Source organism: Pseudomonas sp. Sample_14 (genome assembly GCF_004307515.1).
Classification (GTDB): Bacteria; Pseudomonadota; Gammaproteobacteria; order Pseudomonadales; family Pseudomonadaceae; genus Aquipseudomonas; species Aquipseudomonas atacamensis.
In genome coordinates, this window is the sequence record NZ_RCOC01000018.1 from 18,615 (window position 1) to 31,729 (window position 13,115).

Sequence of the window (13,115 nt, forward strand, 5' to 3'; positions counted from 1 at the left end):
CGCGAAGAGGCCCGCCCGAGCAATCCAGAACTCACTGCCCCGAAGCCACACTCGCCGGCGCCCGCTCCGGCGTCACGATGCTGCCCAGATCGATATGTTTCCACTCGGGCTTGGCCCCCAACCGCGCATTGAAGCGGTAGTTGAAAGTGAACTCATCCGCCGTCGGCACGCTTAGCGGTTTGCCATACACCGCTTCGATTGCGCCCAAGTCGTAGCCCATCACCTGCAACAGCGTCGGGAAGATGTTGTAGTGGCTGGAGCGGTCCTTGTTTGCCGGCAGATTCGCCGCCCAGTCCGGCGTCTGCAATCCACGACCCTGGATCACCACCAGCGGCACCAGCCCCTCCTCTTCCACCGGGTCGCCGCCGCAATGAGTATTCAAGCCCGGGTTGCCGCGCTCATGCAGATCCTGGCCATGATCGGAGGTGTAAATCAGCAGCGCATTGTTCAGGTTGGCCTGGGCAAACACCCGGGCGAAGAACTCGCCGACGTTCCACAACAGCGTGTTCTTGTAGGCGTTGCGATACAGCACCCAGTCATCCGGCTGGCCGTTGAAACCGTTGCGTTCGCCAGTGTCGGCGACTTCGGTGAACTGTCCGCGGGGCAGCGTTGGCCGGTAGGCCATGAACGCGTCCGGGTACTTGTCATGCACCGGAAAATGCGCGCCGACCTTGTTGATCACGATCAGCTCGGGGCGATTGTCGTTGAGCAGTTCGATCAGCTTCGCCGCTGCCGCCATGTCGCGGTCGCGCACGCTGGTCTGGTCGAATTGCACGAAACTGTCGATGTCGTTTTTCTCGGCGGCGGTCATCAGGTTCTGCAGGTTGCCGGCGGTGCGCTGGGCGTCGATGTAGACCGTGCCGAGCCCGGCCTTTTTCGCGTACTGCCAGATCGACGGCAACGTGCTGTTGATGCGTCTGTAGTCGGCGCGGGTGCCGCCGTAGCGCAAGGTGACGTTGGTGTCGGCGCTGCAGTTGGCAATGGACGCGGCATAACCAAAGTTGAAGACATCGACCCCGGCCGGCGCTTGCTTGAGGTTGCTGTGCACGCCGAACGGCGCGTTGATGTCGAGGTAATTGCCGGAAATGCTTTCGTCGATGATCAGCACAATGTCATGGCTGACGGCGGGCGTGGCGCGCGCAAGCGTCACCGCTTCACGGGGGCCGACAGTATCGTGCAGCGCTTCGTAGGCAAACAGATTCAGGTAGGCCAGCGGCGTGTACATGATTGGTAACCCACGCGCGCCCTCACCCGCACGTAAAAACAGCAATCCGCTGAGCATCAATACGCCGACTAGGGGCGCCGCGACTCGCAACGTGTTGGGTATGAACAGCGCATGACGCGGCTTGAGTCCGATGCCGAACAACAGCAGCAAGCCACTGAGCACCGCGCGCAGGATCGCATCGCGATACTGATAGGCCGCTTCCTGAATGAAGCCGCCGGAGTACACCAGCGAAACGAAATCGCTGTACCTCAGGTAATCCGCGGTAACTCGTGTGTAAACATCAAAAAAAACCGCTGCGGCAAACATCGTTAATGCGAATGCATGTCGAACGAGAGCCTGACGTATATAGGCAGTTAGATATAACGCGAAAGTAAGCGCCAAAAACATCGCGCCAAAAACAAGTACATTCAAACCCCACCCGATAGCATTTAACCGATCCAGGTAATAGTCGGAAAAGAGCAACAGATGGGCAACTAAGAGCAGTTCCTTGGCGTATTTGAACATGGCGATACCGGTGATCGGAAAAGGGCAAATGTCAAAGGTTTGTCGGTCAGAACCTGACACTAGCACCCGGCCATCAAAGCGCAAGAAATGACTGATAGGCGGGGAAAGCGTCAAAAAAACGGTGACTCAAATCTGACACACCTGTAGCGGTGAAAGCCTTTAATATCGGGGACTTAGACCGTCTGTCGGTTAAATAAAATCTGAACAAATCTGCAAGAAATCAACAAATTCAATGGCAGCAATGACTTGATGGCCAATCGCCAAAAACGCCTCAAGTGTTATACCCGTGCAACATGTCATTTTGCTGACACGCTTTCCAAACCCTGCGCTATACCCCTTTAACAATCTCATCCGTAATTAACTTTTCTGGTTTTATTGAGGTGCGCAGATGGACGTGAGCGTATTTGGCACTGGCTATGTCGGACTTATACAAGCCGCTGCACTTGCCGATGTCGGCCATCGGGTTTTATGCATTGATATTGATCCGAACAAGATCAAACAACTGCAACAAGCGGTGCCGCCCATCAGTGAACCAGGCCTGTCCGCAACACTTGAAGAAAACATCAAGGCCGGGCGCTTGTTGTTCAGCACTCAGGCCAGTGATGCGGTGACTCACGCCGAGCTGATTTTCATCGCCGTCGGCACCCCGGCGGACGAAGACGGCTCTGCCGACCTCAGCCATGTGCTCAACGTCGCCCGGCAAATTGCCGGCCTGATGGAGGCCGATCGCACGCTGATCATCAAATCCACGGTGCCGGTCGGGACTGCCGATCAAGTCCTGGCCACGGCCACCAGCGAATTGCTGTTGCGCGGCAAAACCGAGCTGCAGGTGCGCGTGGTATCCAACCCGGAATTTCTCAAGGAAGGCAGCGCCCTCGCCGACTGCATGCGCCCGGACCGGATCATCATCGGCACCCGCGACGACGCTGCCCGCGAGCAGATGAGCGAGCTGTACGCGCCGTTCTGCCGCAATCACGAAAAACTGATGTTCATGGACAACCGCAGCGCCGAGCTGACCAAGTACGCGGCCAACGCGATGCTCGCCACCCGCATCAGTTTCATGAACGAACTGGCCAATCTCACCGAGCTGCTCGGCGCCGACATCGAAGCGGTGCGCAAAGGCATCGGCTCCGACCCGCGCATCGGCTACCACTTCATTTATCCGGGCTGCGGCTTCGGTGGCTCGTGCTTTCCCAAGGATCTGCGGGCCTTGCTGCACACCGCCGAACACAACGGCATGCCGCTGAAATTGCTGCGCAGCGTCACCGACGTCAACGACAGCCAGCGGCACATCCTGTTCAGCAAATTGCGCACGCAGTTTCCCCAGGGCCTGGCCGGCAAATCCATTGCGGTCTGGGGCCTGGCGTTCAAACCGAACACCGACGACATGCGCGAAGCCCCGAGCCGTTATCTGATGGACGCGTTGTGGGCCGAAGGCGCCAGCGTGCAGGCCTACGATCCGGAAGCCATGTCCGAGTGCCGGCGCATCTACGGCTACCGCAACGACCTGCACCTGTGCGCGACCCGCGACGACACCCTCGAAGACGCCGACGCGCTGGTGATCTGCACCGAGTGGAAAAACTTCCGGGTGGTCGATTTCGAACTGCTCGCCGAGAAGCTGCGGTCGAAGGTAATCATCGATGGGCGCAACCTGTACAACCCGGAACAGGTTGCCGCCGCCGGCCTGCATTACAGCGGCATCGGTCTGCGCCACATCGCCCCTGAAGGGCTGCGGCCATGAAGATTCTGGTGACCGGTGCCGCCGGTTTCATTGGTGCCCATTGCGTCCTGCGCTTGCTGCGCGACGGGCATTCGGTGGTCGGCCTGGACAATTTCAATCACTACTACGACCCGCAGCTCAAGCACGACCGCGTGCAGTGGGTGCGCGAGCAGGTCGGCGATTTTCCGCTGGCCACGGTGGATCTGGCCCACGCTTCGGCGATCGATGCGCTGTTTGCCCGCGAGCTGCCACAAGTGGTGATCCATCTGGCTGCGCAGGCCGGGGTGCGTTATTCGCTGGACAATCCACGGGCGTATCTGGACAGCAACCTCAACGGTTTCCTGAACATTCTCGAGAGCTGCCGGCATCACCCGGTCGAGCACTTGATCTACGCCTCGTCGAGTTCGGTGTACGGCGCCAATCAGCACACGCCTTACTCGGTCAAGGATGGCGTCAACCATCCGCTGTCGCTGTACGCCGCGACCAAGAAAGCCAATGAACTGATGGCGCACAGTTACAGCCATCTGTTCGGCATTCCCTGCACCGGCCTGCGTTTTTTCACCGTGTACGGGCCTTGGGGCCGGCCGGACATGTCGCCGATCCAGTTCGCCCGGGCGATCAGCGAAGGCGAGCCGCTGAAGCTGTTCAATTACGGCGAGCATCAGCGCGATTTCACCTACATCGACGACATTATCGAAAGCATCGCCCGCCTGATCGATCAGCCACCCCAAGCCAATCCGCAGTGGGATCGCGAACAGCCCGACCCCGCCAGCAGCATGGCGCCGTGGCGCCTGTTCAACATCGGCGGGCAGCAGCCGGTCGCACTGAAAACCTACCTCGCGCTCATGGAAAAACACCTCGATCGCAAAGCCATTGTCGAGCTGCTGCCGCTGCAACCGGGCGACGTGCTCAACACCTGCGCCGAGGCCAGCGATCTGGCCCAGGCCACCGGATTCCAGCCCCGGATAGAACTGGATGAAGGACTGGGCCGCTTCATCGCCTGGTTCCGCGACTACTACCCCACTGCCCGTGCGCCGCTTGCGGCTGATTGAATGCGGAGGACGCCATGACTGGACATGAAAGAAGTGTGTCGATTGCACAGATGCGCCCTGACAAGCGCGTCGACCCGGAACATCGCATGCGCCTCGACGCGGCGATCCACCGTCAGGGTCGCGGCTGGCTCAGCGGCCGCGATGGCGGCCGCCCATGGCAGCTGTCGCGGACCAATCGGGTGGTCGCCTGCCTCGGCGCGCTGACGATTCTCGTGCTGATCTCGCCAGTGCTGCTGGGTCTGGCCCTGGCCATCAAGCTCACCAGCCCGGGGCCGGTGCTGTTCGTGCAGAAACGCACCGGTTATCGCGGGCGCAAGTTCGGCATGTTCAAGTTCCGCACCATGGTCAGCAACGCCGAAGAACTCAAAGAGTCGCTGCGCCACCTGAACAAGCACGGGGCAGACGCCATCGACTTCAAGATCGACAAGGACCCGCGCGTCACCGGCATCGGCAGTTTCCTGCGGCGCACCAGCCTCGATGAGCTGCCCAACCTGATCAACGTGGTGACCGGCGACATGCGCCTGGTCGGCCCTCGCCCGACCTCGTTCAACGCTTACCGCTACAAGGACAATCACCTCGCGCGTCTGGCGATCTACCCCGGCATGACCGGTCTGTGGCAGATCTCCGGACGCAGCAACATCGACTTCGACCAGCGCGTTGAGTTGGACCTCAGCTACATCGCCGAGCAGAGCCTTCTGCTTGATCTGAAGATTCTGTTGAAAACCCCCTTCAAAGTATTCAGCGGCCACGGAGCAAGCTAATGGACGGTTCAACCAATAAAAGCCTGAGCATCGCCAGCCCCAGCGAATCGAATCTGACTTCGACCGTGCTGGATCTCGATCTGCGCATTCTGTTCCTGACCGCCGCCAACCCCGGCGCCGGCACCACCACCAGCGCTCTGGCACTGGCCAGTCAACTGGCGCAGATGAGCAGCGGCCAGGTGCTGCTGGTCGATGCCAGCCAGTCGGCGAACAACCTCACCCAGCAGATGAACCTCGGCAAGGAGCGCGGCCTGCGCGACCTGCTGTTCAACCCGGGCAACCCGCCGCTGTTGCAGGACTGCGTGGTGCAGGTCTCGAGCCTGCCCTTCCATGTGCTGCCCAACGGCCGGCCGATCCGCACGCTGGAACACCTGACCGCCGAGCGCCTGAGCCCGTTGCTCGACCAGTTGGGCAGCCAGTACCGCTTTGTGGTGATCGACGGCGACGCGGTGTATTCCGCCGCCGACACCCTGGTCATCAGCACTCAGGTCGACGGCGTGGTGTTTGTCGTGCGCGCCGAAGACACCCGCTGGGAAGTCGCCCAGGCCGCTGTGCAACGCCTGACTCAGGCCGGGGCGAAAGTGGTCGGCAGCGTGTTCAACCGGCGCAAGTACTACATGCCCAAATGGCTTTACAAAAACCTGTAAGCGAACGCAAAGGATGACGCCATGAACGCCAGAATGCTTGTCCTGCTGTTGCTGCCGCTTGCGGGCTGCTCCAGCACTTCCGACACCCAGAACATGCCGGTGAATATTCTCACCGCTTCCCCGGCCAACGCCCAGGCGACCGATATGCCGAAGATCGAGCAGACCCTGCGCCCGCAGGATGTGCTGGACGTGATCTTCCATATCAGCACCAGCGGTTCGGACGCCTACCGCGTGCAATCGGGCGACCAGATCGGCCTGAATTTCACCGCCGCCAGCCAGCTCAACGGCAATCAACTGGTGCTGCCCGACGGCACCATCGAACTGCCGGGCGCCAACACCTCGGTGAAAATCGCCGGGCTGACCAGCGAAGAAGCCCGTCAGGAAATCCAGCGCGTCTATCAGCGCAAACAGCTGTTCCAGCCCAACCGCAACCAGCTCACCGTGCAGATCATCAGCCCGCTGAGCAACGAGCAGAACCTGAAAAGCGCCCTCAATCACCCGGCCACCGGCATGAGCCGGGAGATCACCGTCGGCACTGACGGTTACGCGAGTTTTCCGGAAATCGGCGCCGTGCCGCTGCAAGGCATGACCGTCAATCAACTGGAAACCTTCCTCAACAAAAAGTACGCGCAACTGCCGGGCCGGATGACTGTGGACGTGCTGCTCAAGTCCACCGCCGGCAACGAGATCTACGTGCTGGGTGAAGTCGCACAACCGGGCTCGTATCCGATCCGGCGGCCGGTGTCGGTGCTCGAGGCGCTGACTCTGGCGCGCGGTACCAACGTCAAGGCGCGGCTGGATTCGGTAGTGATCATGCGGCGCAACGGCAATCAGGTGAAAGCGGTGCGCTACGACGTCGAAAAAGCCCTTTCCGGCGATGCCCCGCAAATCGCTTACCTGCAACCGGACGACATGCTCTACGTGCCAAAAACCAAACTGGCCAGCGCCGGCGAACTCGCCCGCCAACTGGCTGATGTGGTGCTGTTCCAGGGCGTCGGTTTCAGCTTCGGCTACCGCGTCGACAACAAAGACAGCGACAACTAACTCACAGGTGACCGACATGAACCCAAAGGAAAACTACCTGCATGAGTTCTTCAGGATTTTCTTCGCCAACAAGCAACTGGTGAAGCGCGTCTTCCTGACCTTTGCAGTCATCGCCCTGCTCCTGCCGCTGCTGCTCAAACAGAGCTTCGATATCACCGCGCAGGTCATCGTGCAGTCGAAAAAACTCTCTCAGGGTGACGCCACCACGTCGCTCACGGTGGACAACGCCACGTTCATTCCGCCGTCGCTGGCGGACATGGAAACCGAGAGCAACATCCTCCGCTCGCCAGCACTTATCCGTCAGACCATCAGCGAACTGCGCGACAACGGTGAATACAGCCCGCCACCCGGGGTGTTCGCCAAGTTGCTTGGCGAACCGTTCAAGCGCTACGTCTCGACACCGCTGCGCGAGTACGTGATCAACCCGCTGCGCAACGGGCTCGGCATGGAAACCGATCCGGTGCGTGACACCACCCTCGACGCCCTGACCCAGCAAGCCGTCGACAGCCTGAAAATCGAGACCCTGCCCGGCTCCAACGTGATCTCGATCACCTACAGCTTCCCGGATCCGCAGCAAGGCACGACGTTTGTCAGCGCCCTGCTGCAGAACTATCTGGTGAGCCGTCAGGCCCTGCAATCGATCGATTTGCCGCAGTCGTTCTACGAAACCAAAAAGCACCAGTATCAAGTGCGTCTCGATGGTCTGGAAGGTAACCGCCAAGCGCTGCTGGAAAATGTCGGCGCGGCGGATCCGAAGGAAGAAATCACCTTCCGCCTCAACGCCATCAACACTGAAGAACAGGCGCTGAACCTGTATCAGGATCGCCTGCTGCAAAGCCAGCGTTGGCTCGAGTATCTGAAAACCGCGCTCGCCGCCGCCAGCAGCAGCAAGCTCAACGACTACACCTTCCCCTACACCTTCACCACCACCGTCGACAACGTGGCGTTCGAGGACCGGGAAATCAAACAGATGGGCGAGCAACTGACCAGCCAGGTCAGCCGTTACATGAACGATCTGGCGGTGTTCCAGCCCGGCAGCGAACCGATGCTGTTGACCCGCGAGCAGATCGCCCGCACCCGTCAGCAATTTCTCAAAGTGGTGAGCAACCGCATCCAGGAACGCACCGCCGACCTGGCCGTGGTCAAGCAGGTGATCGAGCAGAAAACCGCACGCATCGCCGAGTTCAAGAACCGTATCCGCGACCTGCAGCAGACCCAGAGCAAACTGCGCCAGATGGACACCGAGATCGATGCGCTGCACGCAGCGTTTTCGACCTATGCCCAGCGCTTTGCCGAAAGCAGCACCACGCGCTCGCTCAACGATGACCTGTCCAACGCCCGGGTACTCAGCCCGCCGTTCGAACCGACCGAGCCGGCGTTCCCGAAACCGCTGCTGATCATCCCGTTCGGGCTGTTCACCGGGCTGCTGCTGGCGATCGCCTTCGTCTACGTTCGTGAATTCTTCGATCACCGCTTCAAGCATCCGGCGCAAATCAGCCATGAGCTGGGCCTGCCAGTGCTGTTGGTGCTCAACGAAGAAACGTCGCAGCCGGGCAATCCGCACAAGAACTGGACCATGCCGAGCCTGGTTCACTGGGTGCGCAATTGAACGCGGTGTCCACCCCAATCGTCGCCCTGCCGATCATTCATTTGCTCAGCAGCGGCGGCTTCTACGGGGCCGAGCGGATGTTGCTGGATCATTGCCTGGCCACGCCGGGGCAGCACCAAGTGCTGTTCCTCGACGCACCGCCTGAGCTGATCTCGCGCTTTCGTGAAGCCGGGGTGGACGCTCGCGCTTGTTCAGGGCTGGGCGAGCTGTTGCGGCACTTGCGTCAGCGCCGTGGCGACCAACCGTTGCTCAACACCCACAACTTCAAAGGGCTGTTGTTCGGCTGGGTCGGCGCCACGCTGTTGCGCCTGCCGCTGGTGATCACCCAGCACGGCTTCACCCCGCGCAGTCGCAAGCAGAAGTTCTACACCTGGCTGAGCCTGCAACTGTGCCGCACGGCGTCGGTGAAACGGGTGGTTTGCGTGGCACAAAGTATCGCCACGCTGCATCTGCAGGCCAGCGTGAGCGCGGAGAAGTTGCAGGTGATTCCCAACGGTTTGCCGGCAGCACCGGCAATGCAGCCGGTGGCGGAGCGGCAACGCTGGCTGGCCGGTTACGTCGGGCGGTTGAGCAGTGAAAAAGGCCCGGATCTGTTTCTCGATGCGCTGATTGCGTTGTGTCACCAGCATCCGCAACTGGACGCAGTGATGCTCGGCGACGGCCCGGAACGCGAGGCCTTGCAGGCGCGCATCGATGCTGCCGGGTTGCAGCAGCGGATTCGCCTGCCGGGCTACCAGACGGCGATGCAAGGCTGGTGGCAGCAACTCGATGCGCTGGTGATCAGCTCGCGCACCGAGGGCACGCCGATGATTCTGCTCGAAGCGATGCAGGCCGGCGTGCCGGTGGTGGCGTTCGCGGTCGGTGGTATTCCGGATGTCTTGCAGGATCGCCACAACGGCCTGCTCGCGGCGCCGACGGATACCGCCGCCCTCGCCCGCCAGCTCGACACACTGCTGGCCGAACCGAAGCTGGCCGCGCAGTTGCGCGACAACGCCAGACGCACCCAACAGGAGCGCTACGACCTCAAGGCATTGGCCGAACGCTGGTCGCAGCTGTACATCCAAACGGCACGGGAGACACGCGCATGATTTTCCCGCTCTCGATCGTCAGTCTGTTCGCCCTGGTCAGCCTCGGTCTGCTGGCCAGTCCCTGGCCGTATCTGGCGCCGGGGGCGGTTATTGGTCTGGTCGGTTTCACCGTTCTGTACCGCAAGCCGACCTGGGGCCTGCTCGGCATTGCCGCGCTGGTGCCGTTCGAAGGGTTCTTCAAGGACAGCTCAGTGTCGGGCAGCAAATTGATCGGTGCCTCGCTGGCGGTGATCGTGATGCTGCAACTGGCGCTGCACCAGATTCCGTCGCAACGCCTGCGCAGCAACCTGTGGCACTGCCTGATCGGCTTCATGGTTCTGTATTTTCTCAGCTTGCTCAATACCGATGACATGGGCATGTCGCTGGGGCACCTGCGCGAGCTCAGCGTTGGTCTGGTGCTGTTTGTCATTACGTTGTTGATCGGCCGCGAACTGAACCTCGACCTGTTCGCCCGGCTGGTGACCCTCGCCGTCACGGCGACCTGCGCCATGGCGATGTTCTCGGCGAAGTTTCAGGATCAGGGCCGCGCCGCCGGCCTGCTCGAAGACCCCAACGCCTTCGCCATGCTGATCGCCTTCGCCATTCCTCTTGGACTGCTGCTGGTGATCCGCAGTCCGAACCTGCTGCACCGTTTGTTCTGGGGCACTTGCTGCCTGCTGTTGCTCGGTGGCATGACCAAGACCGAATCGCGCTCAGGCCTGGTGGTATTGGCGTTGAGTCTGCTCATCGGCATCTGGCACTACCGCGCGCAACTGACCCACATCCGCCCACGGCACCTGGGTTTCGTCATGCTCGGTGCGGCCATCGTGATTCCGCTGGCGATCTACGCCATGCCGGCCGGTTACATGGCACGGATCCAGTCATTGAGCATCCTCAGCGCCGGCTCCAAGGCGCAGGACGAATCCCTCGGCCGCCGTGCTTCCTACATCGTCGTCGGCAGCCAGATGATCCGCGAGCACCCGGTGCTCGGCTCCGGCCCCGGGACCTTCCCGCTGCATTACGCGACCACCGGTTACGCCAAGGCGTTTTCCGCCAACCGCAAGATCGGCGACCTGTACCGCCGCGCCCACAACACCTATCTGGAAATCTTCAGCGAACTGGGCGTGCCCGCCGGGCTGTTCTTCGTCGGCATGCTCGGGCTCGGTCTGTACAACCTGATCCGCGCGCGGGCGGCGTGGATGCTGCGCGGTGACGGATATCGGGCTGACATGATGACCCACCTGGGGGTGAGCTTTCTGTCGCTGACCCTGTTCCTGATGTTCCTCAGCGCACCGAACCAGAAATACGTGTGGATCATGCTGGCGCTGACCAGCGTGCTGCGCATCAAGGCCGAGCAGGCGCCACTGACTACGGAGACGCAGGCATGAAGCGGATCAGCATCGTCATCCCGATGTACAACGAGGCGCGGCACATTGGCCGTACCCTGCTCGCTGCGCAGAAAGCCGCACACGCGGCCAATGTCGAGTGCGAGCTGATCGTGGTCGACAACGGCTCGACCGATCAGGGCCCGCAGATTGCCCGGCAGTTCGGCGCAACCGTGCTCAGTTTGCCGGGGCTGTTGATCGGCGCGCTGCGCAATCGCGGCACGGCGATCGCCAGCGGGGAATGGCTGGCCTTCATCGACGCCGACGTGGAAATGCCGGAAACCTGGTTGCAGCCCTTGTTCGACATCCAAGCCAGTGGCCAGGCCGATGTGTTCGGCCTGGACCTGCACACCCCGGCCGAGGCGCCATGGTTCGCCACGGCCTGGCAGCGCCGCACTTCGCAGCCCTCGCACCGCGTCAGCCACAGCGTCGATTGGCTGCCCAGTTCCAACCTGCTGATGCGTCGCGACTGGTTCGATAAGGTCGGCGGTTTCAACGAAACCCTGCGCACCGGCGAAGACAAGGAATTCACCCTGCGCCTGCACGAACAGGGCGCGCGTCTACTGTCGGTCAATGACAAGGTCGCGCTGCACTGGGGTTACGAAATGAACTGGCGCGAATGGATGGGCAAGGAAATGTGGCGCCAGGGCAGCCATCTGCAACTGCTGCGCACCCATGGCATGAGCCTGCGCCTGCTGCGCTTTCCAATGCTGTCGTTGTTCGTCTGGCTGCTGGACTTTCTGGCGATTTCGGCGCTGCTCGACGGTTTTCCGCACCACGCAGCGCTAATGGTGACGCTGACCCTGATGCCGGGGCTGGTACTGAGCGTTCGCCAGAGTCTCAAGCACCGTGATCCGCTCCTGACCCTGCAACTGTGGGGCCTGCACTGGCTGCGCCTGCACCTGGCCGGCGCGGCGTTCATTTTGAGTCTGTGTCAGTGGAACGCAAGGAGGCCTGCCCGTGGCTGAGTTCATTTTCTGGATGTGCCTGTTGCTGCCGGTCTACGCCTACGTCGGCTACCCGCTTTTGCTGACGATCCTCGCGCCGCTGTTTCCGGCGTGGCGACACACGCCGGCACCGCCGCTGAACGTCAGCATCGTCATCGCCGCGCACAACGAGGCGCGGCATATCGAGCACAAGTTGCGCACGCTGCTGGCGCAGGACTATCAACCGGCGACGCTGCAGATCATTCTCGCCAGCGACGGCTCGACCGATGACACCGTGGCCTGCGCGCACAAGGTGATTGATCCGCGCATCACCGTGCTCGACCTGCCGCGTCAAGGTAAAGCCGCCACGCTGAATGCCGGCGCGGCCCTGAGCACCGGCGACATTCTGGTGTTCACCGATGCCGACAACCAATGGTCGCGCGACACCCTCGGCCACTTGCTCGCGCCGCTGAGCGATCCGCAGGTCGGCGCTTGCGCCGGGCACATGGTGATCCCGGTTACTGGTGGCGGCCTGAGCATCGGCGACAGCCTGTACCGGCATTACGAAGGCTGGCTGCGCCGGGTCGAGAACCGCACCGGCTGCATGGTCTCCGCTGACGGCGCCCTGCTCGCCCTGCGCCGCGAGTTGTTCCAGAACGTACCGGCCGAGGTCAACGACGATTTCTTCATCAGCACCTGCGCACCGGTGGCCGGCAAGCGCATCGTCTACGTGCCCGAAGCGCAGGTTATCGACCATGGCGTCGACGAGGCGGACAAACAGTTTCGCCGTCGTCAGCGCGTCACCGTCGGCGGCCTGCAAAGCCTGGCCCAGCGCCGCGAGCTGCTCAATCCGCTCAAGCATGGCCTGTATTCACTGGCGTTGATCAGCCACAAACTGATCCGCCGCCTCGCGCCGGTTCTTCTTCTGCCATTGCTGCTGAGCAATTGCTGGCTGTGGGACGAGCACGGCTTCTATCGCCTGAGCCTGATCGCGCAACTGTTCGGCTACAGCGTGGCAATTGCCGGCCTGCTGGATGCGCAACACCGCTTGCCGAAACCGTTCCGCCTCGCCGCGTTTCTGCTGGTCACCCTCGCCGGGATGAGTCTCGGCCTGTGGCAGTTCCTGCGCGGCCAGCGGTATGCCCAGTGGAATCCGGAACAGAACCGTTAAGAGG

At 61.6% G+C, this 13,115-nt stretch carries 11 protein-coding genes; 10 read left to right on the forward strand and 1 reads right to left on the reverse strand.

Annotation, left to right across the window (positions count from 1 at the left end):
• Positions 1-31: 31 nt before the first annotated feature.
• Positions 32-1,729: a sulfatase-like hydrolase/transferase gene (locus tag D8U61_RS04015; protein WP_130926452.1), complete on the reverse strand. Its 1,698-nt coding sequence runs from the start codon at positions 1,727-1,729 to the stop codon at positions 32-34.
• Between the two features lie 388 nt (positions 1,730-2,117).
• On the opposite strand from D8U61_RS04015, the gene D8U61_RS04020 reads away from it, so the two are divergent.
• From D8U61_RS04020 to D8U61_RS04065, 10 genes are read left to right on the forward strand one after another with little or no spacing between them, the layout of a single operon-like run.
• Positions 2,118-3,470 (forward strand): UDP-glucose/GDP-mannose dehydrogenase family protein, encoded by a 1,353-nt coding sequence (locus D8U61_RS04020; protein WP_130886916.1) that lies wholly within the window; start codon positions 2,118-2,120, stop codon positions 3,468-3,470.
• The gene (locus D8U61_RS04025; protein WP_130926453.1) at positions 3,467-4,501 is read left to right on the forward strand and encodes an NAD-dependent epimerase; all 1,035 of its coding nucleotides are present in this window, start codon (positions 3,467-3,469) and stop codon (positions 4,499-4,501) included. The genes D8U61_RS04020 and D8U61_RS04025 overlap by 4 nt, the downstream gene beginning before the upstream one ends.
• Before the next feature lie 14 nt (positions 4,502-4,515).
• Positions 4,516-5,262, forward strand: a complete 747-nt coding sequence (locus tag D8U61_RS04030; protein WP_016774101.1) for a sugar transferase — start codon at positions 4,516-4,518, stop codon at positions 5,260-5,262.
• Entirely contained in the window at positions 5,262-5,909 is a 648-nt protein-coding gene (locus D8U61_RS04035) for a CpsD/CapB family tyrosine-protein kinase (RefSeq protein WP_024012451.1), read from the forward strand. Before D8U61_RS04030 ends, D8U61_RS04035 begins: the two co-directional genes overlap by 1 nt.
• A 21-nt stretch (positions 5,910-5,930) precedes the next feature.
• Positions 5,931-6,953: a polysaccharide biosynthesis/export family protein gene (locus D8U61_RS04040; RefSeq protein ID WP_041478599.1), complete on the forward strand. Its 1,023-nt coding sequence runs from the start codon at positions 5,931-5,933 to the stop codon at positions 6,951-6,953.
• A 16-nt stretch (positions 6,954-6,969) separates the two neighbouring features.
• Positions 6,970-8,562, forward strand: a complete 1,593-nt coding sequence (locus D8U61_RS04045) for a Wzz/FepE/Etk N-terminal domain-containing protein (RefSeq protein ID WP_071171770.1) — start codon at positions 6,970-6,972, stop codon at positions 8,560-8,562.
• Positions 8,559-9,650 carry a glycosyltransferase family 4 protein gene (locus D8U61_RS04050; protein WP_125926653.1) on the forward strand — a complete coding sequence of 364 codons (1,092 nt, stop codon included), beginning with the start codon at positions 8,559-8,561 and terminating at the stop codon, positions 9,648-9,650. The genes D8U61_RS04045 and D8U61_RS04050 overlap by 4 nt, the downstream gene beginning before the upstream one ends.
• Positions 9,647-11,017 carry an O-antigen ligase family protein gene (locus D8U61_RS04055; protein ID WP_125926654.1) on the forward strand — a complete coding sequence of 457 codons (1,371 nt, stop codon included), beginning with the start codon at positions 9,647-9,649 and terminating at the stop codon, positions 11,015-11,017. Before D8U61_RS04050 ends, D8U61_RS04055 begins: the two co-directional genes overlap by 4 nt.
• On the forward strand, positions 11,014-11,982 hold the full coding sequence (locus tag D8U61_RS04060; RefSeq protein WP_130926454.1) for a glycosyltransferase: 969 nt from the start codon (positions 11,014-11,016) through the stop codon (positions 11,980-11,982). The genes D8U61_RS04055 and D8U61_RS04060 overlap by 4 nt, the downstream gene beginning before the upstream one ends.
• Positions 11,975-13,111, forward strand: a complete 1,137-nt coding sequence (locus D8U61_RS04065) for a glycosyltransferase family 2 protein (RefSeq protein ID WP_130926455.1) — start codon at positions 11,975-11,977, stop codon at positions 13,109-13,111. Before D8U61_RS04060 ends, D8U61_RS04065 begins: the two co-directional genes overlap by 8 nt.
• The last annotated feature ends 4 nt before the right edge of the window (positions 13,112-13,115 follow it).

Excerpts from the sequence above, each read along its gene's own strand:
- D8U61_RS04055 (WP_125926654.1), top strand. The coding sequence starts at position 9,647 with ATGATTTTCCCGCTCTCGATCGTCAGTCTGTTCGCCCTGGTCAGCCTC.
- D8U61_RS04035 (WP_024012451.1), top strand. The coding sequence starts at position 5,262 with ATGGACGGTTCAACCAATAAAAGCCTGAGCATCGCCAGCCCCAGCGAA.
- D8U61_RS04030 (WP_016774101.1), top strand. The coding sequence starts at position 4,516 with ATGACTGGACATGAAAGAAGTGTGTCGATTGCACAGATGCGCCCTGAC.
- D8U61_RS04020 (WP_130886916.1), top strand. The coding sequence starts at position 2,118 with ATGGACGTGAGCGTATTTGGCACTGGCTATGTCGGACTTATACAAGCC.
- D8U61_RS04025 (WP_130926453.1), top strand. The coding sequence starts at position 3,467 with ATGAAGATTCTGGTGACCGGTGCCGCCGGTTTCATTGGTGCCCATTGC.
- D8U61_RS04060 (WP_130926454.1), top strand. The coding sequence starts at position 11,014 with ATGAAGCGGATCAGCATCGTCATCCCGATGTACAACGAGGCGCGGCAC.
- D8U61_RS04040 (WP_041478599.1), top strand. The coding sequence starts at position 5,931 with ATGAACGCCAGAATGCTTGTCCTGCTGTTGCTGCCGCTTGCGGGCTGC.
- D8U61_RS04015 (WP_130926452.1), bottom strand. The coding sequence starts at position 1,729 with ATGTTCAAATACGCCAAGGAACTGCTCTTAGTTGCCCATCTGTTGCTC.
- D8U61_RS04045 (WP_071171770.1), top strand. The coding sequence starts at position 6,970 with ATGAACCCAAAGGAAAACTACCTGCATGAGTTCTTCAGGATTTTCTTC.